This is a genomic window from Novosphingobium sp. 17-62-19, assembly GCF_002256775.1.
GTDB lineage: Bacteria > Pseudomonadota > Alphaproteobacteria > Sphingomonadales > Sphingomonadaceae > Novosphingobium.
In genome coordinates, this window is sequence record NZ_NCII01000090.1 from 1 (window position 1) to 22,453 (window position 22,453).

General features: G+C 60.5%; 21 protein-coding genes and 2 pseudogenes. 15 read left to right on the forward strand and 8 right to left on the reverse strand.

Going from position 1 to position 22,453, the window contains the following annotated elements:
- The 10 genes and pseudogenes from rplS to B7X90_RS14900 all read left to right on the forward strand — a co-directional run.
- On the forward strand, nt 1-229 hold a 229-nt coding region (gene rplS, locus B7X90_RS14855), incomplete at its 5' end, for a 50S ribosomal protein L19 (protein WP_292625689.1).
- 176 nt (nt 230-405) lie between these two features.
- Nucleotides 406-2,661, forward strand: a complete 2,256-nt coding sequence (locus B7X90_RS14860; RefSeq protein ID WP_292625691.1) for a DPP IV N-terminal domain-containing protein — start codon at nt 406-408, stop codon at nt 2,659-2,661.
- 248 nt (nt 2,662-2,909) lie between these two features.
- The gene (locus B7X90_RS14865; RefSeq protein ID WP_292625693.1) at nt 2,910-3,941 is read left to right on the forward strand and encodes an aspartate-semialdehyde dehydrogenase; all 1,032 of its coding nucleotides are present in this window, start codon (nt 2,910-2,912) and stop codon (nt 3,939-3,941) included.
- Nucleotides 3,942-4,122: 181 nt separating this feature from the next.
- On the forward strand, nt 4,123-4,905 hold the full coding sequence (locus tag B7X90_RS14870; RefSeq protein WP_292625694.1) for a sulfite exporter TauE/SafE family protein: 783 nt from the start codon (nt 4,123-4,125) through the stop codon (nt 4,903-4,905).
- Nucleotides 4,902-5,660 (forward strand): alpha/beta hydrolase, encoded by a 759-nt coding sequence (locus B7X90_RS14875; protein ID WP_292625696.1) that lies wholly within the window; start codon nt 4,902-4,904, stop codon nt 5,658-5,660. The genes B7X90_RS14870 and B7X90_RS14875 overlap by 4 nt, the downstream gene beginning before the upstream one ends.
- 90 nt (nt 5,661-5,750) lie before the next feature.
- Nucleotides 5,751-7,562, forward strand: a complete 1,812-nt coding sequence (locus B7X90_RS14880; protein ID WP_292625698.1) for a M2 family metallopeptidase — start codon at nt 5,751-5,753, stop codon at nt 7,560-7,562.
- A gap of 129 nt (nt 7,563-7,691) precedes the next feature.
- Nucleotides 7,692-8,177 carry a YbjN domain-containing protein gene (locus B7X90_RS14885; protein WP_292625700.1) on the forward strand — a complete coding sequence of 162 codons (486 nt, stop codon included), beginning with the start codon at nt 7,692-7,694 and terminating at the stop codon, nt 8,175-8,177.
- A 212-nt stretch (nt 8,178-8,389) separates the two neighbouring features.
- Entirely contained in the window at nt 8,390-8,719 is a 330-nt protein-coding gene (locus B7X90_RS14890) for a transposase (protein ID WP_069063898.1), read from the forward strand.
- Nucleotides 8,716-9,063 carry an IS66 family insertion sequence element accessory protein TnpB gene (tnpB, locus tag B7X90_RS14895; protein ID WP_069063899.1) on the forward strand — a complete coding sequence of 116 codons (348 nt, stop codon included), beginning with the start codon at nt 8,716-8,718 and terminating at the stop codon, nt 9,061-9,063. The genes B7X90_RS14890 and tnpB overlap by 4 nt, the downstream gene beginning before the upstream one ends.
- Nucleotides 9,064-9,122: 59 nt before the next feature.
- Nucleotides 9,123-10,517 (forward strand): annotated as a pseudogene (locus B7X90_RS14900) (IS66 family transposase); the annotation flags it as partial.
- Nucleotides 10,518-10,544: 27 nt separating this feature from the next.
- Here B7X90_RS14900 and B7X90_RS14905 read toward each other — a convergent pair.
- Nucleotides 10,545-12,614, reverse strand: a complete 2,070-nt coding sequence (locus tag B7X90_RS14905) for a recombinase family protein (protein WP_037487473.1) — start codon at nt 12,612-12,614, stop codon at nt 10,545-10,547.
- Nucleotides 12,615-12,856: 242 nt separating this feature from the next.
- Here B7X90_RS14905 and B7X90_RS14910 point away from each other — a divergent pair, with 242 nt between their 5' ends.
- Nucleotides 12,857-13,171, forward strand: coding sequence for a hypothetical protein (locus B7X90_RS14910; RefSeq protein WP_292625744.1), 315 nt, complete (start codon nt 12,857-12,859; stop codon nt 13,169-13,171).
- Nucleotides 13,099-13,323 (forward strand): annotated as a pseudogene (locus B7X90_RS14915) (transposase domain-containing protein); the annotation flags it as partial. The gene B7X90_RS14910 and the pseudogene B7X90_RS14915, both read left to right, overlap by 73 nt.
- Nucleotides 13,324-13,549: 226 nt before the next feature.
- On the opposite strand, the gene B7X90_RS14920 reads toward B7X90_RS14915, so the two are convergent.
- Entirely contained in the window at nt 13,550-14,986 is a 1,437-nt protein-coding gene (locus B7X90_RS14920; protein WP_292625705.1) for an AMP nucleosidase, read from the reverse strand.
- 150 nt (nt 14,987-15,136) lie between these two features.
- Between B7X90_RS14920 and B7X90_RS14925 the strand changes: the two genes are divergently transcribed.
- Nucleotides 15,137-16,132 (forward strand): amidohydrolase family protein, encoded by a 996-nt coding sequence (locus tag B7X90_RS14925; RefSeq protein WP_292625707.1) that lies wholly within the window; start codon nt 15,137-15,139, stop codon nt 16,130-16,132.
- Between the two features lie 82 nt (nt 16,133-16,214).
- Here the strand turns inward: B7X90_RS14925 and rplI are convergent, their stop codons facing one another.
- The 4 genes from rplI to B7X90_RS14945 form a co-directional block, all read right to left on the reverse strand.
- Nucleotides 16,215-16,817 carry a 50S ribosomal protein L9 gene (gene rplI / locus B7X90_RS14930; protein ID WP_292625709.1) on the reverse strand — a complete coding sequence of 201 codons (603 nt, stop codon included), beginning with the start codon at nt 16,815-16,817 and terminating at the stop codon, nt 16,215-16,217.
- A 12-nt stretch (nt 16,818-16,829) separates the two neighbouring features.
- Nucleotides 16,830-17,054, reverse strand: a complete 225-nt coding sequence (rpsR, locus tag B7X90_RS14935; protein WP_011445073.1) for a 30S ribosomal protein S18 — start codon at nt 17,052-17,054, stop codon at nt 16,830-16,832.
- A 4-nt stretch (nt 17,055-17,058) separates the two neighbouring features.
- Nucleotides 17,059-17,421 (reverse strand): 30S ribosomal protein S6, encoded by a 363-nt coding sequence (gene rpsF, locus B7X90_RS14940; protein ID WP_292625722.1) that lies wholly within the window; start codon nt 17,419-17,421, stop codon nt 17,059-17,061.
- A 110-nt stretch (nt 17,422-17,531) separates the two neighbouring features.
- Complete coding sequence (locus B7X90_RS14945) at nt 17,532-18,689, reverse strand: acyltransferase family protein (RefSeq protein ID WP_292625724.1); 1,158 nt, start codon at nt 18,687-18,689, stop codon at nt 17,532-17,534.
- Nucleotides 18,690-18,828: 139 nt separating this feature from the next.
- On the opposite strand from B7X90_RS14945, the gene B7X90_RS14950 reads away from it, so the two are divergent.
- On the forward strand, nt 18,829-19,770 hold the full coding sequence (locus B7X90_RS14950) for a DUF808 domain-containing protein (RefSeq protein WP_292625725.1): 942 nt from the start codon (nt 18,829-18,831) through the stop codon (nt 19,768-19,770).
- Between the two features lie 25 nt (nt 19,771-19,795).
- On the opposite strand, the gene B7X90_RS14955 is transcribed toward B7X90_RS14950, so the two are convergent.
- Nucleotides 19,796-20,164 carry a PilZ domain-containing protein gene (locus tag B7X90_RS14955; RefSeq protein WP_292625726.1) on the reverse strand — a complete coding sequence of 123 codons (369 nt, stop codon included), beginning with the start codon at nt 20,162-20,164 and terminating at the stop codon, nt 19,796-19,798.
- A gap of 212 nt (nt 20,165-20,376) precedes the next feature.
- Here B7X90_RS14955 and B7X90_RS14960 point away from each other — a divergent pair, with 212 nt between their 5' ends.
- Entirely contained in the window at nt 20,377-20,907 is a 531-nt protein-coding gene (locus B7X90_RS14960; RefSeq protein WP_292625727.1) for a GNAT family N-acetyltransferase, read from the forward strand.
- A 93-nt stretch (nt 20,908-21,000) separates the two neighbouring features.
- On the opposite strand, the gene B7X90_RS14965 is transcribed toward B7X90_RS14960, so the two are convergent.
- Nucleotides 21,001-22,428 carry a Mur ligase family protein gene (locus tag B7X90_RS14965; RefSeq protein WP_292625728.1) on the reverse strand — a complete coding sequence of 476 codons (1,428 nt, stop codon included), beginning with the start codon at nt 22,426-22,428 and terminating at the stop codon, nt 21,001-21,003.
- Nucleotides 22,429-22,453 lie beyond the last annotated feature (25 nt).

Consider the following 22,453-nt stretch of genomic DNA (forward strand, 5'->3'; position numbering starts at 1 on the left):
CGAAGGCGTGTGCATCGCGCGTTCGAACCGTGGCCTCGGCTCGAACTTCACCGTGCGCAAGATCTCGTTCGGCGAAGGCGTGGAGCGCGTGTTCCCGCTGTATTCGCCCAACATCGATTCGATTACCGTGGTGCGCCGTGGTGTCGTGCGTCGTGCGAAGCTCTACTATCTTCGTGGCCGCACCGGCAAATCGGCACGTATTGCAGAGCGCAAGGTCAACAAGGCCTGAGTGCTGGGGGCCTGAGCCGACCAACGCCGCAACACCGGTAACGTGTTATAAAAGGCGTCCTGGCTCTCCGGCCAGGGCGCTTTTTTGTGCTTTCAAACGCAACCATTTCGGGCCACCCAAGGGCATTGCAATCGCGCCTGCGCCATCCGTGCCGGGCCAGAGGATACCGAAACACCATGCGTCACTTGTCGTTGCTCGCCGCCTGCGCGCTGTCTGCCTTTGTCGCCGCGCCTGCGCTTGCCCAACAGGGAAATTCCATGACTGCGAATGCGCCTGCCGAAGCCAAGGCTCTGACATTTGAGCGCGTATTTGCCAGCCCCGGCCTGAATGGGCCTGCGCCTCGCGCGGTGAAGCTTTCGCCCGATGGGCGCTACCTGACGCTGCTGAAGAACCGCGCGGACGACCGCGAGCGGTACGATCTGTGGGGCTTTGACCGCCAGACCAGCGAATGGAAGATGCTGGTGGATTCGCTGAAGCTTTCGTCCGGTCGGCAGCTGTCCGAGGCGGAGAAGATGCAGCGTGAGCGCCAGCGCATCGGCGATCTGAAGGGTATTGTGGCCTATGAGTGGGCTGCCGATGGCAAGTCGGTGCTGGTGCCGGTAGATGGCGAACTGTTCCTTGCGGGCCTTGATGGTTCGGTGCGCAAGGTCGAGGGCACCAAGGGCGGTGAGCTGACGCCCAAGCTGGGTCCGAAGGGTGAGCATATCGCCTATGTGCGCGACCGGCGGCTGTGGGCAGGTCCGGTGACGGGTACGGCGCAAGCGATCACGCCTAAAGAGACGAATTCGGACGTCCATTGGGGCGAGGCCGAGTTCGTGGCGCAGGAGGAAATGAACCGCTTCAACGGCTTCTGGTGGTCTCCCGATGAAAAGCGCATCGCGGTGGAGCGCTTTGACGAGAGCATGGTGGGCGTGGTGACGCGCACCGCCATCGGCGCCGAGGACACGCGGACCTACCAACAGCGCTATCCGGCGGCGGGCACGCCCAATGCCGAGGTTTCGCTGTGGGTGATGGGGCCTGACGGATCGAACCGGGTGCAGGTGGATCTGGGTGCCGACAAGGACATCTACCTCGCGCGGGTGGATTGGGCGCCTGATGGCAAGACGCTTTATGTGCAGCGTATGAACCGCGAACAGACGGTGCTCGACATGCTCAAGGTCGATCCGGCCACGGGCAAGGCAAGCGTGCTGTTTACGGAAAAGGCGGCGGACAAGCACTGGATCGATCTGTCGGACAGCTACCGCTTCCTGAGCGATGGCAGCCTGATCTGGTGGTCTCAGCGCGACGGGTTCGGGCATCTCTATCGCCTGAAGGGCGGAAAGTGGAGCCAGTTGACCAAGGGCGACTGGGTGGTCACCGGGCTGGTCGGCGTGGATGAGAAGGGCGGCAAGCTTTACCTGACCGGCACGAAGGATGATGTGCTGGCGAACCAGGTCTATGCGATGGACCTGAACGCGCCGGGCAAGCTGACGCGCATCACCGAGCCGGGCTGGGTCAACAATGCCTCGATGGACAAGAGCGGTCAGACGCTGATGATCACGCGCGCATCCGATGCGCAGCCTGCACAATCGTTTATCGCGGACACGAGCGGAAAGCGGCTGGCGTGGATCGAGGAGAACAAGGTGGCAGGCGCGCATCCATATGCGCCCTATCTGGCCAGCCACCGTCCGGCGCAGTTCGGCACGATCCCCGCAAAGGACGGCACGCCGCTGCATTACATGATGATCACGCCGCCGCTGGAGGCCGGAAAGAAGTACCCCGTATTCACCTATCACTACGGCGGGCCGACCTCGCAGGTGGTGGCCAAGGGCTTTCAGGGCGCGCTGGCACAGGCGATTGTCGACAAGGGTTACATCTACTTTGCCATCGACAATCGCGGATCGGACAACCGGGGCGTGAAGTTTGCCTCAGCGCTGCACCATGCGATGGGCTCGGTCGAGGTTGAGGATCAGCTGGCGGGCGCAATGTGGCTGAAGCAGCAGCCGTTTGTGGATGCGGACAAGATCAGCACGTTCGGCTGGTCCTATGGCGGGTACATGTCGATCAAGATGCTGGAGGCCAATCCGGGGGCCTATGCGGCGGGGATCGCCGTGGCGCCGGTGACCAAGTGGGAGCTTTACGATACGACCTATACCGAGCGCTATCTGGGCGATCCGGGTAAGTTGCCGCAGGTTTATGAGAAATCGAATGCGCTGGCCGATACCGGCAAAATCAGCGATCCGCTGCTGATCATTCACGGCATGGCCGATGATAACGTGGTGTTCGAGAACGCTTCGGCCATCATCGCCAAGATGCAGGGCGAGGCGGTGCCGTTCGAGATGATGCTCTATCCCGGCTACACCCACCGCATCAGCGGGCCGAAGGTGAGCCAGCATTTGTATGAGACGATTTTCCGGTTTCTTGACCGTAATGGGGCGGGGAGTGGGAAATAGGGGCGGGGGACGTAGCCCAATCCAATCACCGTCATCCTAAACTTGGTTCAGGATCCATTGCGCCGATTGAACGGCAGCTTGAGGTGAGAAATGGACCCTGAAACGGGTTCAGGGTGACGAGCGGGTTGCAAGAGCGGGCGCGCAAGCATCGGTGTCTGGCGCACAAGCGTTTTTAACTTGGCTGGTTGGAACCAGCCGCTAGGGAACGGCCTGTCTGCAAAGCAGGCAGGCGCAGGAAGGGAAGCAAGATGGGTTACCGGGTTGTAGTGGTCGGCGCGACGGGGAATGTGGGCCGCGAGATGCTCAACATTCTGGCTGAACGCGAGTTTCCCTGCGACGAGATCGCGGCGGTTGCATCGCCACGCTCGCAGGGCACCGAGATCGACTTTGGCGAAACGGGCCGCAAGCTCAAGGTTAAGAACATCGAGCATTTCGATTTCACCGGATGGGATATTGCGCTGTTTGCAGCAGGTTCCGGCCCGACCGAAATTCATGCGCCCCGTGCTGCGGCATCTGGCTGCGTGGTGATCGACAATTCGTCGCTCTACCGCATGGACCCGGACGTGCCGCTGATCGTGCCAGAGGTTAACCCCGACGCCATCGATGGCTACACGAAGAAGAACATCATCGCGAACCCCAACTGCTCGACCGCGCAGATGGTGGTGGCGCTCAAGCCCTTGCACGACGCCGCCACGATCAAGCGCGTGGTCGTAGCCACGTACCAGTCGGTTTCAGGCGCGGGCAAGGATGGCATGGACGAGCTGTTTGAACAGACCCGCGCCATCTACATGCCGCAGGGTGAACTGGGCGCGCCCAAGAAGTTCACCAAGCAGATCGCCTTCAACGTGATCCCGCACATCGACGTGTTCCTTGATGATGGTTCGACCAAGGAAGAGTGGAAGATGGTTGCCGAGACCAAGAAGATCCTTGATCCCAAGATCAAGATATCAGCCACTTGCGTGCGCGTGCCGGTGTTCGTCGGCCATTCCGAAGCGCTGAACATCGAATTCGAAAAAGAGATCAGCGCTGAAGAAGCCCAAAACATCCTGCGCGAAGCGCCGGGCGTCATGCTGATCGATAAGCGCGAGAACGGCGGATACATCACGCCGGTAGAATGCGTGGGCGACGATGCGACTTATGTCAGCCGCGTGCGCGAAGATCCGACCGTGGACAGCGGGCTTTCGCTGTGGTGCGTTTCGGACAACCTGCGCAAGGGGGCCGCGCTGAACGCGGTGCAGATTGCCGAACTGCTTGGCCGCCGGCATCTGAAGAAGGGCTGATCGATTTGCGGCGGGCGAGCCTTCGGTCTGCCCGCCGCAGTTTGTCGCCTCTACGCAACATCATAGCTGTATTCCCAACTTCTAAAGTAGAGATTTTTCAAACTCGCCATTGCATCGGACATAAAGGAAGCGTTATGTGCGGTGCAGCAAGGCAGTCTGCCAAGCGCAACCATGGGGGGTTATGCTCGAACACCTGGACATACTCCACGGCATAGCAGGCCTTTTTGTTGGCGTGCTGGTGGGATTGACTGGCGTTGGCGGCGGTTCGCTGATGACTCCGATCCTGGTGCTGATGTTCGGGGTCAGCCCCGCGACGGCTGTTGGCACCGACCTTTTGTTTGCGGCAATTACCAAGATCGGCGGCTCTTTCGTCCACAACCAGCACGAGAGTGTGGATTGGAAGATCATGAAACGGCTGGCTGCGGGGAGTGTCCCGGCGGCCATCGTCACGCTGGTCGGCGTGTCCTATTTCGGCAAAGTGGGCAAGGATTCCAGCGGGATCATCCTGACGGTGCTGGGCTCGATGCTGGTGCTGACAGCTTTTGCCACGCTGTTTCAGAAGCAACTCGGCCGATTTGCTAAAACACACGAACGGCTTAACGATTCGCATACGTTGCTGCCCACGGTGGGACTTGGGGCAGTACTGGGCGTTGCGGTGTCGATCTCGTCGGTCGGGGCAGGCGCGATTGGGGTGACGGCACTGCTGATGCTCTATCCGGCGCTGCGGGTATCACGCATTGTCGGCACGGACATTGCCCATGCGGTGCCGTTGACGCTGGTAGCGGGTTTTGGCCACTGGTTGATTGGCGGGGTGGACCCCTATCTGCTGCTGAACCTGCTGATGGGATCGCTGCCCGGTGTGGCTATCGGGAGTATGCTGTCAGCACGTTCACCGGACAAATTGCTGCGCCCGGTACTGGCAGCAGTGCTGCTGTTCTCGGGTGTGAAGCTGCTGACGGCATGAACATCACCACGGAGATTTTTGACGGCTTTGATGGCGCACAACTGGCGTTGCACCGGATGGGCGCGGGGCGACCGGTGGTGTTGCTGCACGGGCTGTTTTCCTCGGCAGAAGTCAACTGGATCAAGTTCGGCACGGCGGCAAAGCTGGCGGCGGCGGGCTTTGAATGCCTGATGCCGGATTTGCGCGTGCATGGGCAAAGCGCTGCGCCACATGATGCGGCGGCCTATCCTCAGGACGTGCTGGTGCGCGATGCAGAAGCGCTGGTGGCGCATCTGGGGTTGAGCGACTTTGATCTAGTCGGCTTCTCGCTGGGGTCGCGCACATCGGCGCGGGCCGTGATCGCCGGGATGCAGCCACGCAGGCTGGTGCTTTCGGGCATGGGCTTGCAGGGGCTTGCCGGATGGGCGCGGCGGCAGGATTTCTTTGTCGATGTGATCGACCGTTTCGGCACTATCAAGCGCGACGATCCGGCCTATTTTGCACAGCAGTTCCTCAAAACGATGGGCACGGACCGTGATGCTGCGCGGTTGTTGCTGAAATCGATGGCCGATACGAACCCGGCAGAACTGGCGGCGATCACGATGCCGACGCTGGTGTTGTGCGGTGATCAGGACAACGATAACGGATCGGCCGAGCAACTGGCCGAGGCATTGCCCAATGCGCGGCTGGCACTGATCCCCGGCACACACATGAGCAGTGTGACAATGCCTGAGCTTGGGCAAGAACTGGTCAAGTTCCTTACGGCCGAGGGTTGACCCCGACGGTTTCACCGGTAACCAGAAGGCAAGCCTTTCGACGCCGCATTTTGCGGGGCAGGCACGGTCCTTCCGGGAGATCCTGAGATCATGAAATCACTTGTATCGAGCTTGGCGCTTGCCGCCGCGACGCTTGCCACCCCCGCATTTTCCCAAAATGCGCCCGCCGATGCTGCTGCCGTGGCTGACTGGGTGAAGCAGGCTGAGGCTGAAGTGTTGGCAAAGTCGGTGGAGACATCGCGCGCCAACTGGATCTACGCCACGTACATCATCGATGACAGCGCAGCGCTGGTGGCCATCGCCAATGGTGAAGCCACTGCCATGCAAGTCGCCCAGGCCAAGCAGGCGGCGGAATATGCCAAAGTGAGCGGGCTTGCCCCCGACGTCGCGCGCAAGCTGGTGATGATGCGAACGCAGATTACCGGACCCGCGCCAAGCACGCCCGGTGCGACGCAGGAATTTGCCGCGCTTCAGGCCAAGCTTGAGGGCATTTATGGCAAGGGTATGGGCACGCTGAAGGGTCAGCCGATCAATGGCAGCGACATCGAAGAAGCGATGGGTGCCAATCGCAACCCCGATGAGCTGAAAGAGATGTGGCTGAGCTGGCACGACAATGTCGGCGCGCCGATGAAGGCCGATTATCAGGAGATGATCGGGATCGGTAACGCGGGAGCGCAGGAGCTGGGCTTTGCCGACATGGGCGCGTTGTGGCGGTCAAACTATGACATGCCGCCTGAGGAATTTGCCGCGCTGACCGAGAAGATCTGGAACGAGGTGAAGCCGCTCTACAACCAGCTTCACTGCTTCACGCGCATGAAGCTGAACGAGAAGTACGGCGATGCGGTGCAGGCGAAGAGCGGCCCGATCCGCGCAGATATTCTGGGCAATATGTGGGCGCAAGAATGGGGCAACATCTACGAAGTGGTTGCTCCAGCTGGGGCGGGCGACATCGGGTATGACGTAGGCGAGTTGCTGACGGCCAAGGGCTATGATGCGATCAAGATGGTCAAGGCTGGTGAGGGGTTCTATTCCTCGCTCGGGATGGCGCCTTTGCCGCAGACGTTCTGGGAGCGGTCGCAGTTCGTAAAGCCGCGCGATCGTGATGTGGTGTGCCATGCCTCGGCGTGGAACGTCGACAATGTGGACGATTTGCGCATCAAGATGTGCATCAAGGTCAACGGAGACGATTTCGTCACGATCCACCATGAGCTTGGCCATAACTACTATCAGCGCGCTTACAAAAAACAGGACGCGCTCTATCTGGGTGGCGCGAACGACGGTTTCCATGAGGCGATCGGTGACTTTGTGGCGCTTTCGATCACGCCCGAATACCTGGTGCAGATCGGCTTGCTGGATCGTGCCAAGGTTCCGGCGGAGTCCAAGGACACCGGGCTGCTGTTGCGCCAGGCGATGGACAAGATTGCGTTCCTGCCGTTCGGCCTACTGATCGACCGTTATCGCTGGGATGTGTTCAGCGGCAAAATCGCTCCGGCCGACTACCAGAAGGGATGGGATGCAATGCGGCTGAAGTATCAGGGCGTGGTGCCGCCCGCTGCGCGCCCGGCCGATGGCTTTGATGCCGGGGCGAAGTATCACGTGCCCGCCAACGTGCCTTATACCCGCTACTTCCTTGCGCGGGTGCTGCAGTTCCAGTTGTATGAGGCTGCGTGCAAGCAGGCAGGCTGGAAGGGGCCGCTCCACCGCTGCAGCTTCTATGGCAACAAGGAAGTTGGTGCGAAGCTGAATGCCATGCTGGAAATGGGGGCTTCGAAGCCCTGGCCTGATGCGCTGGAAGCCTTTACCGGCAGCCGCGAGATGAGCGGCAAGGCGATGATCCGCTACTTTGCGCCGCTGACCAAGTGGCTGGCGAACCAGACCAAGGGGCAATCATGCGGCTGGTAAAGTCGGACGCATAAATCACCCTTTTCGCATTTCCCGCTCAGGGCCTCTTGCCGGATCGCTTCGTTGGTGGCAGCTTGATGACACAACGAACGGGCCGGCAAGAGTCCTATCGGGATTGAAGATGCGATGATGTTAAAAGGCGTGTTTGCGGCACTGGCTGTGAGCGTTCTGGTTCCCTCAGCAGCAAATGCGACGACAGAGCCGACAGGCAGGGTTTCGGCGATCCAGCCGGATGGCGTGGCTCAAGCGCTTATCAACCTTGGCTACACGGCGGAATTGGCAACGGACTCCAACGGCGATCCGCTGATCAATGCTGACATCGGAGGCTGGCAGGCCGCGCTGCTGTTCTACGAATGCAACGCCAAGACCCATGATGGGTGCCAGTCGCTGCAGTTCGTGGCCAATTTTACGCCGGAGAAGAAATTTACTGCTGAAGACGCCGTGCGTTTCAACCGGAACACCCGCTTTGCCTCGGTTTCACTGGGCAAGGACGATGCCGTGATGATGACTTGGGATGTTGTGACGGGCAAGGGCATCGACCTTGAGGTGTTTTCCAACTCGGTCGACATGTTCCGCAGTGCGATGGACACGCTGGGCACCGAAGTTTTCAAATAGTCAGGACCCCGCTTCGGCCACCCCGGAGCGATGGGACGCAACCTCGGCAATCCGCAAGCAGGGCTAGCTGCTTCGGATTGCCTTTTCTTTTTGTTGGTCTAGTGGATTGATTTGTATCGCTCCGGTGAGGGCCGCCTTGCGGTGATCGGCTGATATTTCGAGATGGCACCGGTGCAAGCGCTGGTGTTTGCACCAGTACTAGGGACGGTGCGATGAGTCAGATCACGGTAATTTCAGGCCCGGAGCGGCGGCGAGTATGGACCGACCAACAGAAGCGTGAGTTGGTCGCGGCTGTTTCGGCGCCCGGGGCGAACGTGGCGGAGATTGCCCGCCGTGCTGATCTACGGCCGAACCAGATCTACAGATGGCGACGGCAGATGGGGCAGGCAGCGCAGAGCTTTGCAGAGGTGCAGGTGCAGCCCGATCCAGCGCCGGTGAGCGGATCGTCGATCATCGTGGAGTTCGAGCGGGCGATCGTACGCATCCCCGCTGGCGCATCACCTGGGTTGGTGTCGGCAGTGCTCCGGTCGATCAAGCCGTGATCCCAGTTCCCTCCGGCGTCCGGATATGGATCGCGACCGGGCATACCGATATGAGGAAGGGCATGCGATCCCTGGCCCTGCAGATACAGCAGAGCTTCAGGCGTGATCCCCATGCCGGTGATCTTTATGTCTTCCGAGGGCGCCGTGGCGACCTGTGCAAAATCCTGTGGCATGATGGCATTGGCATGTCGCTCTATGCCAAGCGCCTGGAGCGCGGGAAGTATATCTGGCCATCGGCTGTAGACGGGGTGATTGCCATCTCCGCCTCCCAGTTGGCTTGCATGCTGGAGGCGATCGACTGGCGTAATCCGCAAGCGACCTGGCGGCCGACCCTGGCCGGATAATCAATGTCGGAGAGCTAAAAAGCTAGAGATTCCGGTGCTTTTCTGCTATGCCTTTGGGCATGGGTGACGCGGCGCAAGCAGAGATCCAGAGCCTTCGCGCGCAGCTCGCCGCAGCCCAGGCGGTCGCCGCTGAAGTGGCCCGCATCAAAGCCATCAACGCCGACCTGGAAGCCCGTAACGCCCTTCTCGAACTGCAGAACGAGAAGATGCGCCGCACTCTTTTTGGCCAACGCTCCGAGCGCACGCGCCATCTGCTCGACCAGATGGAACTGACCTTCGAGGAGTGCGAGACCGCTGCCAGCGAAGATGAGCTTCTGGCTGCCCTGGCAGCGGCGAAGACCAACGTCGCACCGTTCGAGCGCAAGCGGCCCGCCCGCAAGCCCTTGCCCGAACATCTTCCACGCGAACGCGTCGTCATCGCCGCGCCCGATGCCTGCCCCTGCTGCGGCTCGGATCGGCTGTGCAAGCTGGGTGAGGATATCACCGAGACACTTGAGGTCGTGCCGCGCCAGTGGAAGGTGGTCCAGACCGTGCGGGAGAAGTTCTCCTGCCGGGATTGTGAGAAGATCACCCAACCGCCGGCGCCTTTCCACGTCACGCCCCGCGGGCTATTTGGCCCCAGCTTCCTGGCGATGCTGCTCTTCGAGAAGTTCGGTGCGCATCAACCGCTTAACCGCCAGCGTGATCGCTACGCCCGGGAAGGCGTCGACCTGAGCCTTTCCACTCTGGCCGATCAGGTCGGCACCTGCACCGCCGCGCTGATGCCGCTCTATCTGCTGATCGAAGCCCACGTCCTTGCTGCCGAGCGATTGCATGGCGACGATACAACGGTGCCAGTGCTGGCCAAGACCAAGACCGATACGGGCCGGATCTGGACCTATGTTCGGGATGATCGACCTTTTGGCGGACCGGCACCGCCCGCAGCGATCTTCCATTATTCCCGGGACCGGCGGGGCGAGCATCCTGTGGGCCATCTGCGCGGTTGGAGAGGCATTCTTCAGGCTGATGCCTATGCTGGCTATAATGCCCTGTTCCATGGCGACCGCCTGCCGGCGCCGCTGACCCGCGCCCTTTGCTGGAGCCACGCGCGCCGTTATTTCTTCGAGCTGGCCGATATCGCCGCGCAGCTCAAGAAGCGCCGCAAAAAGGCCGTCATCTCGCCGTTGGCAGTGGAGGCGGTCCGCCGCATCGATGTGATCTTCGACATTGAGCGCGCCATCAACGGCAGACCGGTACAGGAGCGCCACACCCTTCGACAGGAACTCAGCGCACCTCTGGTTGCCGATATGGAAGAATGGATGCGCGACAACCGGTCAAAGCTATCGAAGAACAGCGATGTGGCCGAGGCTATGGATTATATGCTCAAGGCATGGCCTGCATTTACCGCCTTCCTCGACGATGGCCGCATCTGCCTGACGAACAATGCGGCGGAACGGGCGCTCAGAGGCATTGCAACGACCGATTCATACTACACCTCCTCTTCAAATGTCCGGAAACAGGGACTTTTGGTTTTCCATTTTGATGCGACACGGGCCTCTGTGACGCGGGAACTGGGTCACTTCGTCCTTTTCCAGGTCCGTGGCTCGGATTTGGTGCGGCGCATCGGGTACAACTTGCTCGGTAGGGAGCACGCCCTCCTTGATCAGTCGACGGACCCGATGGGCAGTAACCCCAAGCTTTTTGGCGGCTTCGGTCAGCGTGAGCCACTCTCCATTCTTTTCGGCGGATCGGTAGCCGTGGATTTTGTGGACAGTGCGCAGCGAGCCGACACGGCGCGCTGTCCAGGTCTTGCCTTGTCCGGTTTGCATTCCCATCCGGTTGAGAGTGGCGGCAATGTCTGCATCGGACCACCGGGTGGCCATGGAGCGGATGATGGCAAGGGCGGCTTCGGGCGTACTCTGGCCATGTTCGCCTGCTTTGGGTTTGCGAATGCGCAGCTGAGAATGTTGGCCACCTTTCCAGTGGATCGTCAAAATGACTTCACGTTGCTCTTCATCGACATCAGCGATGATATCGGTCACGAGCGTGCGGAGGAGCTGCTGACGACAACGCATGTCGACGTTAGGCGAGCGCCAAGCGGTCTCCAGGTCGGTGGCAATGCCAGCAAAATCGGGCGCCGGCGCGGCCAGATCGATTTGTCGCGCTTGGGCCAAACCCGCTTCATAGGCTTCAACACGCCTGAGCGCTGCTTCCCAGCTATTCTCAAGTTGGGCAGCGATCAGGCGGTTATCAGGGTCGCAGGCAGCATAGCGACGTTCAGCGAGAGATGCCTCGTATCGGGCTTGCTGCAAGTCCAGCTCCACCATGCGGTGCCGTTCTTCCAGATTATCCCGATGCGCCCGATCAGCTTCCATTGCGGCCTCGATCGCCATCGGCGTCACGGCTCTCAATATCTCTTTGCCTATGGCAGGGTCGATGCGAGATGCGCCAAAAGTCATGCATCGTGGCTTGGCCAGCATCTGGTTGATACGTTCGCAGCGGTAATAGGGATGACCCGGAGGCCGGCCCGAATAGACAACGCCCAACCGTCTTCCACATCGGCCGCAGGTGAGCAGGCCCGCGAGCAACGCGCGGCCACCACGACCCGACTTGATGCCGCCCTTCTGTCCGAACGCGTTGACGGCGATATGGCTCTGGTTCCTCTCAAACTCACTCCAATCGATATAGCCTTCGTGATGATCCTGGAGCAGCACTTCCCACGTTCCAAAGGGCTTGCTGTGGCCGTAACTTTTGCGTGCCCTGCCATCGACAATCTCGGTTCGCTTCTCGCTTTTACCATAGACATAGACCCCAGCGTAGAAGGGGTTCTTCAGGATCGAAATAACGCTTCGATAGCGAACCGGCACCCAGTCGAAGGACACCGTTTTGCGGCCGTCAGAAGGGCGGGGAAAATGGAAATTGTCAGCTGTCAGCGAAATCAGCACCTGGCGGGCGCTGCCAAGCTCGCGGAAACGCGAAAAGATGAGGCGGATCGCCTCCTGTACCCGGATATCGGGATCCAGCCCCAGGCCGTATTCGCGGTGCCAGATATAGCCGATCGGAACACTGAGGCGCAGTTCTCCCCGCCTTGCCTTGGCGCGCGCCGCGTCAAGCATGCGTGTTCGCAAAATGCCAAGCTCAAACTCGCTGATGCTGCCCTTCATGCCCAACAACAATCGATCGTTTGGTCGACAGGGATCGTATACCCCGTCGAGATCGATCACGCGCGCTTCAACCAGGCCACACAGCTCCAAAAGGTGGTGCCAGTCCCGGCCATTACGGGAAAGGCGCGATGCGTCCAAGCAAAGCACCGCGCCAACCTTGCCCGTGCACAGGCCGCTGACCAGTCGTTCGAAACCGGGGCGGTCGACAGTGCCGCTGGCGGTCCGACCAAGGTCATCGTCGATCACCTCGACATCGTGAAATCCCCAGCGTCGCGCAACATCGACAAGCTCATATTGTCGGCGCTGGCTCTCCAGGTTGTTCTGGACCTGACCCGGGGTCGACTGTCGGACATACACCACAGCTTTGCGCTTGAGCACCGTGACTGGAAGGAGATCATTGCCCGTCATCGCTGGCCTCCTTCGCCGCGACGCCGGCTGCGGCCATCAAGAGGGTCGCCAGCCTGGCAACAACGGCGCTTCGCTGCGCCTCGCTCAGGCCTCGCATCTGCGGCGTATCGAGCGGCATGCTCAGCTGCTGGGTCAGCATCGGTAGCGACGAGGGTCGTGGTAGTGCCTTCATGGCGCGCCTCCTGGATGGCCGTGAGTCCATCCGTCGAAGTCTGCCTGAAACCGCGATCGGTAAGCAGTCCATGAAGCTCTACAAGCCCAATCACCGCAACGCGCGGTTCGCCCATCTCCATGTCGGCGCACAACGCCCTGTCCAGCATCCACTCTGCGACCTGGATGATCTCACCCGGCCTGATCTCTACCCGGATGATCGCGCCATTGGCCCGGTCCTCGCGGCCTTCATGCCGAAAACGACCGCCGTAATATGGATGCCAGCGATAATGAAACTCTACCATCTGCCCGACATGGGCAGAATGACCCTGCGATGGCCCTTGGAAGAAAATCATGGCTCTTCGCTGGGTCAGACCGCGGCGGTCAGCGCACCGCCTTCATGCTGAGCCTCATTGGCACGGCGAAGCTCAACGATATAGATCCCCAGGCTTGGCTAGCCGATGTGCTCAGCCGCATCGCCGACATCCCCCAGAACCGTCTCCAAGAACTGCTGCCATGGAATTGGCGAGCCGCCGAATATCAACGCGAAGCCGCCTGATCCGCGGCCTTCACCGAATGCTTACATTGATTTTGACATTTGCATCCCCTGTCGGTTGGGATGGGTCTGCAAATGTCAAAATCGTAAAATCCACTAGAATCAAAAGCTTCTAGTGGTCCGAAAATCGTAAAATCCACTAGAATCAAAAGCTTCTAGTGGTCCGAAAAGATTCTGACATTCGAACGTCGCCTAACCTTATACGGTACCGAATGTCAGAATCGGACCACTAGCGGAATGGCGGCTCGTTGAACGCGCGCAGCTTGCGGCTGTGCAGGCGCGGGCCTTCCTTGCGGAGCAAGTCGCACGCTGTTGTGCCGATGGCGAGGTGGGCGGCGATGGCCTCTTCATAGAAGCGGTTGGCCTGCCCTGGCAGCTTGATTTCGCCATGCAGCGGCTTGTCCGAGACGCAGAGCAGGGTGCCGTAGGGCACGCGGAAGCGATAGCCCTGTGCGGCGATGGTGGCGCTTTCCATGTCGATGCCGACGGCGCGTGAGAGCGACAGACGACGTGCGGAGTGCGAATAGCGCAGTTCCCAGTTGCGGTCATCGGTGGTGACGATGGTGCCTGTGCGCATACGCCTTTTCAGGTCAATACCGCCTGCGCCCGACACCATTTCAGCCGCTTGTTGCAAGGCAACCTGCACTTCGGCGATGGCAGGGATCGGGATTTCCGGCGGCAGGACCGGATCGAGCACGTGATCATCACGCAAATACGCGTGGGCGAGCACATAATCGCCGATCTTCTGCGTGGGGCGCAGCCCGCCGCAGTGGCCGATCATCAGCCATGCTTCAGGCCGCAGTACGGCCAGGTGATCGCAGATGGTCTTGGCGTTGGATGGGCCGACGCCGATGTTGACCAGCGTGATGCCCGACTTGTCCGGCGCGACGAGGTGATAGGCTGGCATCTGGTGCCTTCGCCACGCGGTGTCTGACAAGCGGGCGCGGGCATTCTCGGTGCGGGCATCTAGCGACAGACCACCGGCACCGGTCAGCGCGACGTAGTTTTCACCATCGATCTGCAAGCCTGCCCAGTCGACGAATTCGTCAACATAGCGATGGTAGTTGGTGAACAGGATGTAGCGCTGGAAATCTTCGATCTGCGTGCCCGTGTAGTGGGCGAGGCGCGCGAGGCTGAAATCCGTGCGCAGGCCATCGAACAGGGAGAGTGGCAGTGGCCCGTCGCCCACATTGTATTCGCCATCGGCGATCTCGTCACCGATATGGGCAAGCTCGGTTGTGGGGAAATGCTTGGCCAGTTCCTGTGGGCTGACCCTGCCAATCTGCGCGCCATAGGCACCGTCAAGAACGTAGGGGAAGGGGATTTCCTGCCGGGAGCGGCCAACTTCGATGTTGACGTTGTAGGAACTGGCAATGAGTTCGATCTGTTCGGCAAGGTAGTCTGCAAATAGACTGGGCCGGGTAACAGTGGAAGCGTAGTCGCCCCGTTGGGTGAGACGGCCGAAAGCGCGGCCTGTGGCCTCATTGCGTGGTTCATCATCCAACCTGATGCGCAGTTCCGGGTAACAGTAACTGCCATCGTGCCGCTTGTCCGGTGAAGGCGCGGTGCCGGTGTTTGCGTAAGTCGCTATGTCATCGCGGAGTTGAGCAACGGCGCTGTCATAGAGACGGGTAAGTTCGGCGAGGATCGTTTCAGTTGTAGCCATTGGGAAACATGTAGCGTGCCTTCCTTGCGGTGCAAAGACATTGGCAGCGCCAATCAGCATTGCTCGACAAACTAGAGATTTAACCGGCTTGCCAGTCCCGTTCCTTCATATGATAACGTTGTCAAAATCGTAAGTGAAGGAGCCTGAACGATGCGCATGATTTTTGCCCTGCTTGCCGGTGTCACCTTTGCTTGGGCGGCAAGCGCCACCGCACAGAACACCACTCCAGATGTTGCACCGATCATTGATGTTCACATGCACGCTATGGACGATGCGCCGTGGGCGACGCCCATATGCCCCAATCAGGCGCGTTTTGAGGCTTCCGATCCCAAGAATGGCCCGGAAGCGCCGTTTGGTTGGTCGAAGGAAGAATGCTCGCCCAAGCTCTATCCGGCGCCCAAGGGGCAGTACATGAAGATGGTGCTGGCGGAGATGGAGCGGCTGAACGTGCGTGGTGTGGTGTTTGGTGAGCCGCACGCTGTCAAGAAATGGCAGGCCGCCGCGCCCGCGCGCGTCATCCCCGGCACGTCGTTTGGACAGGTGGGCGACAGTGACCCGGCCAAGCAACTGAAAATGCTCGAAGTTGCCTTTGGGCAGGACGGCTTCAAGGTGATGGGCGAAATCGGCCTGCAGTATGAAGGCATTTCGCCGTCAGACATGCGCGTTGACCAGTACTTTGCGCTGGCTGAGAAGCTGGAGATCCCGGTGGCGATCCACATGGGCACCGGCGGTTCCGGGCGTGCCAATGTGGCAATGCCAACATTCCGGGGATCGATGGGCGACCCGTTGCTGCTTGAGGAACTGCTGGCGCGCCATCCCAAGCTGCGGGTGCAGGTGATGCACGCGGGCTATCCGATGATCGACAATATGCTGACGCTACTGCAGGCCAACAGCCACGTTTATGTCGACATTGCCGGGCTGATCTGGAGCTATCCGCGCAAGGAGGTGAACCGTTATATCGAGCATATGGTCGATGCAGGGTTCGGCGACCGGGTGATGTACGGGACGGACCAACTCGCGTGGCCGGGGCTGATGGCCTATTCGATTGGGCTGATCCAGAATGCGGATTACCTGAGCCAGGATCAGAAGCGCGATATTTTGTATAACAATGCCGCGCGGTTCCTTCGGCTGGATGCGGCGAAGTAGGCCATAGAAATGAGGGCACGAAAAAGGGGTGTCCCGCGAAGGACGCCCCTTTGATCTTTTGCGCAAAAGCGACGCGAAAGCTTCAGGCTTCCGGTTCTGCTTCCTCGCCACCGTCCAGCATGTCGGACGAAATTTCGCCCGGCTCTGCGTTCGGATCGTACGCTTCGGTGAAGCCGCCGACTTCGGTGTCGAACATCGCGTCGATGACGTTGACGCCCTTCGACTGCAGTTCGGCTTCGTCGGGCGAACGAGCTACGTTCACCTTGACCACAACCGAAACTTCCGGGTGCAGCGCGACCTTGACGTCGTAGACGCCAAGAGTCTTGATCGGGCGTTCCAGCACGATCATCGACTTGTTCACCTTGGCGCCCAGTTCAATGAGGCCGTCTGCGATGTCGCGGACCGATACCGAGCCGTAGAGCTGACCAGCGTTGGACGAGGCGCGGATGAGCACGACTTCCTTGCCTTCTACGTTGCTCGACTCAGCCGTTGCGTCGTCACGACGCGCAGCATTGTCGGCCTCGATGCGGGCGCGGTTGGCTTCGAAAACCTTGCGGTTGGCTTCGTTGGCGCGGAGCGCCTTCTTGTTGGGCAGCAGGAAGTTGCGGGCATAACCGTCCTTGACGGTCACTTCGTCGCCGATGGCGCCCAGCTTCTCGATGCGCTCGAGCAGGATGATCTGCATGTCTGGCGCTCCTTACTTGACGATGTAGGGCAGGAGGCCGATGTGCCGGGCGCGCTTGATCGCCTGGCTCAGCTCACGCTGCTTCTTGGCCGAAACGGCCGTGATGCGGCTGGGAACGATCTTGCCACGCTCGGACATGAAGCCCTGAAGCAGACGCACGTCCTTGTAGTCGATCTTCGGAGCGTTCTTGCCCGAGAACGGGCAGCTCTTGCGGCGGCGGAAAAACGGACGAGCCATTGTCTTATTCCCCTTCGCGTTCGCGACGACGAGTACGCTCGCGGTCGTTCTTGCGCATCATCACCGACGGGCCAGCTTCGTGCTCGTCAACGCGGACGGTCATGTAGCGGATCACGTCTTCGTTGATCTGCGTCTGACGCTCCAGCTCGGCGATCACGTCGCCGCTGGATTCGATGTTCAGCAGAACGAAGTGTGCCTTGCGGTTCTTCTGGATCTTGTAAGCCAGCGAACGGAGGCCCCAGGTCTCGGTCTTGACGACCTTGCCCTTGTTGCTCTCAACGATTTCGGTGGCGGTGGCGGCAAGAACGTCAACCTGAGCCTGGCTCAGATCCTGGCGCGCCAGAAAGACATGCTCGTAGAGCGGCATGTTCTGTGCTTCCTTATCTCAATAACCGATCGCTGGCTTGTCCGCGGGATTGCGGGGCCCCTCCGGCTTTCTTCTTTTCCACTGGCCAAATGCCGGTGAAGGGGCGGCGCTTAGCGATTCTGCTGCGGAAAGCAAGGAAGAACTTGGGGTTTTGCGCGTTTCGGCGTGCCGCAGAACAGCACAGAGGTGAGGTTGGTCGAGCGCACGACGAGGTAGCTGGCGACGGCCATGAGCAGAACTGCGCCCGATGTGATCAGCCATTGCGCTTCGGGCGGCAGGGGCAGGGCACGGGCCTGTGGCAGCACCAGCATCACCCACACAAGGTGGAACAGATAGATGGCGAGCGCGCCGTCGACGAAGAATGTGACGATGCGGTTGGAGCGGTGCATCGCCCAAGCAAGCAGGCGAAAAAGGGCCAGTGACATCAGGAAGGCCAGAGGGAGTTCGATAGCGCGTATGGCAAGTGCACCGGCAAGGCTGGGGTAGATTTCCTTGCCCAGTGCGGGGCGCAGCAGCGGATCAAGCGGAAGGTATAGCGCCAACAGGCCAGCGATACCCGGAATGATCCAGCGACTGCGCAGAGCGAAGATTTGATCGCCAATCCGGGCGTGCCATACAATGGTGCCAAGTGCGAAGCCCGCCGCGTGGAACAGGAACTGGTGGCATAACAGCGTTTCAATCGGCGCATTGCGGAAGGGTGGAATTTGTTCGGCACCATATCGGACAAGGCCCCACAGCGCGAGCAACGCCATCAGAGCGAGACTTCCCGGCCCTTGCAGCAGCATCGCGCGGCGGATGCGTTCACCCGGCACAATGCGGTTGACAGGGATGGCTGCGTAGATTGCGCAGAAGCCCAGCAGGACGATAAGGAACCACAAGTGACTGAGCGCCAGAGGCAGGCCAAGAAAGCTGGGCGATGGTTGGTGCAGCACACTTTCCTGCAATTGAAACTGCAGCGCGCCCAGCGTGAGCAGGCTGGCGACAAAGGGCAGGCCAAGCCGCCGGGTGCGTTCGGCAAGCCACGCCCGCGTGCCCTTGCGTTCGCGGATCATGCCGGCAAAGTAGCCCGCCAGCAGGAAGAACGCGAACATGCGGAAGGCGTGGGTGATCGAGGTCCAACCGCCTATCAGCACAGATTGCTGGAAGGCGGTTGCCGCAGGCTCGCTCTCGAAAACCGCTTTGGTTGTCACGTGGAAAGGCAGGCCGAGCAGCAGGAGCAGCGCACGCGCGGCGTCAAGGTGATGCAAGCGGGGGGCGGGCGCGGCCATTTGCGGCCCCTAGAGGAATTTTACCGGCGATAGAAGCGAGGAACCTTATTATGGTCAAATCGCTACACGCTTGCGCTTCACGGCTGGTTACCGCAAATCGGGCGTCTGAACTTGAACCCTTCAAGGATTTTCCCTCCCCATGCCCACTGGTCTTGTCGCCCTGCTAGACGACGTGTCCGTCATTGCCCGCGCCGCTGCGGCCTCGCTCGACGATGTCGGCGCAGCGGCGGCCAAAGCCGGGTCAAAGGCGGCTGGCGTGGTCATAGATGATGCAGCGGTAACGCCATCTTACGTTACCGATTTCACGCCAGACAGGGAATTGCCGGTGATCTGGCGGATCGCCAAAGGCAGCTTGTTCAATAAGCTCGTGATCCTCTTGCCCGCCGCGCTGCTGCTCAGCGCTTTCCTGCCCGGCGCGATTACGCCGATCCTGATGGCAGGCGGCCTATTCCTGTGCTTCGAAGGCGCGGAAAAGATTGTTGAAAAGCTGGGTGCGGAAAAGATCGGAGAAACACTGGACGATCAGCCCAAGGATGTCGCTGCATTCGAGGAGCAGCGGATTTCCGGTGCGGTAAGGACCGATCTGATCCTGTCCGCAGAGATCATGGCCATCGCGCTGTCTGAAGTCGCCGATCAAGGGATTTTCCAGCAGGGAATCATCCTCGCGGTTGTTGGCATACTCATCACGGTCGTTGTCTATGGCGCGGTCGGGCTGATCGTGAAGATGGACGATATCGGCCTGCACCTTGTTGAAAAGTCTTCAGCTTTGGCCCGCAGCGTGGGGGCTATGTTGCTCAAGGCGATGCCGGTGCTGCTGATGTTACTGGCCACGGTCGGCACGCTCGCGATGCTGTGGGTTGGTGGCGGTATCATCCTGCACGGCAGCGAAGAGCTTGGCCTGCATGGTCCCGCGCATCTGGCGCATGACGCGCAGATTGCCGTTGAACTGGCCACCGGGCCTCTGGGCAGCGTGCTGGGCTGGCTGACCTATGCGGTGATTTCTGCGATCGTCGGGCTGGTGCTAGGCGCAATCGTGGCAGGGATCGTCCACGTGATCGCCATGGCGCGCGGCAAACACTGAGGGTTGCCGCGCTCTGGCCTCAAAGTCACGCAGCGTGGCGGACGGGGTGCGTCTTGGGCGCCGCTGCTTCGCGGTAGTGCTTGATGGCAAACTCGCTGACCAGGCTTTCGAAAACCTCATCATGCAGCGGTTTTTCGAATTCGAGGCCACTCACGTGATCACGGCTCCACACCACGAAGGCCAGTTTGGGCTGAAGGCCGGGCAGCATCAGACTGATCGGTTCGTCGATACGGAGCTTTTCCAGACCCTCGATGCGTGCGCCATACTGGTTTAGATCCTTAAGGATGACCGTTGACCGATCCGTCCCGTGCTTGCAGCGGACAGGAAGCTCGATTCCAACGCGCGCGGCGCGGCGTTTGGCGTCAAAGGGATCGCTTTCAGTATCGAGCCACATGGCAAATCCTCCACTTGCGTTAACCACAAGCCTTAGGACGGTCTAACGCGCAAAAGTTTCAGGGGGCCTAATGGTATCAGCGCAAAAAAATGCGCGTTTTCCGCAATCGTCCTCGCCAAATTTACATTTGCCTCAGTTGCGTTGGATCAACGTTGAAAGCGTGAAGCTGGCTAGGACGTTCTTCGACATTCTTTGTCCGAGGAGACGCGAAGATGACCGCTGCTACACTTGCCGCACTGGCGCCGGTTCACCAATTGAGCACGCGCGAGGGGGTGCTGCTCGACGTGCGGCCAGCCTACGCGGAAGATGAGACCTTGCTTGAAGATTTCTTCGACAAGGTCAGTGCCGAAGATCGCCGTTTCCGCTTTCTCGCTGCCAGCAAGCACGTGGGCCATGACCAGTTGGTGCCGCTGACCCACGTCGATCACTGGCGGACCGAGAGCTTTCTGGCTTTCGAGCGACAGAGCGGTGCGTTGGTCGCATCGGCAATCCTGGCCTGCGATGCGAAGATGGAAACCGGAGAGGTGGCAGTGTCGATCCGCGCTGATTTTCGCGGGCGTGGCGTGGGTTGGACCATGCTGGACCTGATCGCAGAAGAAGCACGCAAGCGCGGGCTGAAGCGGGTCATCTCAATCGAGGACCGCGACAACCACTCCACCATCGCCTTGGAGCGTGAGAAGGGTTTTGTCGCCCATGGCATGGACGGCGATCCGCGCTTGGTTATGCTCGAAAAAACGTTCTGACCGAAGGCAACTGCCGGTAGCCCTCGGGTCGCCCCTTCGGTGGAAGGGCCGAGGGGAAAGGCCGGATCGCGGGAGGCGATCCGGCCTTTCACTTTACAGGCGCTTCAGGATGTCGCGGGCAAAGAGCGCAAGCGTATCGTCGCGCGCGCCCATGACCACTACGCGGTCACCGGGGCGGGCCAGCGCGACAATGCGGTCGGCGCAATCGGCACGGGCAGGAATGTGCTCAGCTTTGCCGCCATGACCGTTGATCAGGCTGACGATGCGTTCGGAGCCGACAGAGCGATCGACTGTGCCGCCGAAATAGACTGGGTCGCACAGGATCGCAATGTCATCTGGTCCGAGCCGCGTGGCCATGACTTCGGCCAGTTCATGCCCCATCTGGCGCAAGGGGCCGTAGCCATGGGGCTGGAAGAACGCGATCACGCGGCCGGGGTGGGTCTTGAGTGTGGCAAGCGTTGCCGCGACTTTCTCGGGATTGTGGCCGAAATCGTCGATCACCATCACCCCCGAGGCTGATGTGCCGACGATATCGAAGCGCCGCGCTAGACCAATAAAACCGCCAAGGTGCCGCACCGCATCGCCCAGTTCCACGCCCGCTGCATTCGCAGCGGCGAGTGCAGCCAGCGCATTGGTGAGGTTGTGCCGCCCCGGAACACCCAGTGCTAGTGAGTGAGTTTCGCCGCTCCGCCGGTCGATTACCCGAGCAGCGATTGTGGTGGGGCCTTCGTTGATGGAGCCTTCCTCAACCGAAATCTGCGCTGTTGCACCGAAGCCAAACGTGAGCACGCTCTGTGCCCTGCCGATCAGGCCCACGCTTTCGGCATCGTCTGCGTTGACTACCGCAGAGCCTGCGCGCGCAAGGAAATCGCCAAACAGTTCGCGCAGTTCCTCAAGGCTTTTGTGATCGAGGCTAACGTTGTTCAGCACTGCAACGGCGGGGTTGTAGAGCGCGATGGAACCGTCGCTCTCATCGACCTCTGAGACAAATGCGTCGCCCGCGCCGACCCGCGCCGAAGCAAATGGGGCATCATCCGCGACGAAGTTCTTCATCACCGCGCCGTTCATTATCGTGGGATCGCGGCCAGCTTCGGTAAGTATCCACCCGATCATGCCGGTGACGGTGGATTTGCCGCTTGTGCCGCCTACCGCAATCCCCTGCGGTGCGGCGTTGAACAGGGTGGACAACAGTTGTGCCCGGCTCATCCGCGTGCAGCCGAGTTCCCTCGCGCGCACCATTTCTGGTACAGTGTCCTCAACCGCGGCAGAGGCGACGAGCACCTGGTCGGCTGATGCAATGCCCGAACCATCCTGCGCAAACATCTGGAAGCCAAGGCTTTCCAGCCATGCAAACTTTTCCGGCGTCCGCCCTTGATCTCGGCTGCGGTCTGACCCCGCCACGCGAGCGCCCATGCCATGCAGGATCAGCGCCAGTGGCAGCATCCCGGATCCGCCTATTCCGCAAAAGAACCAGTCGCGGGTTGCGAGATCGTCGGCGGAGATGGGTGGTGCGTCGGTCATCCCCTTCCGGTATTCGTCCGCGCCG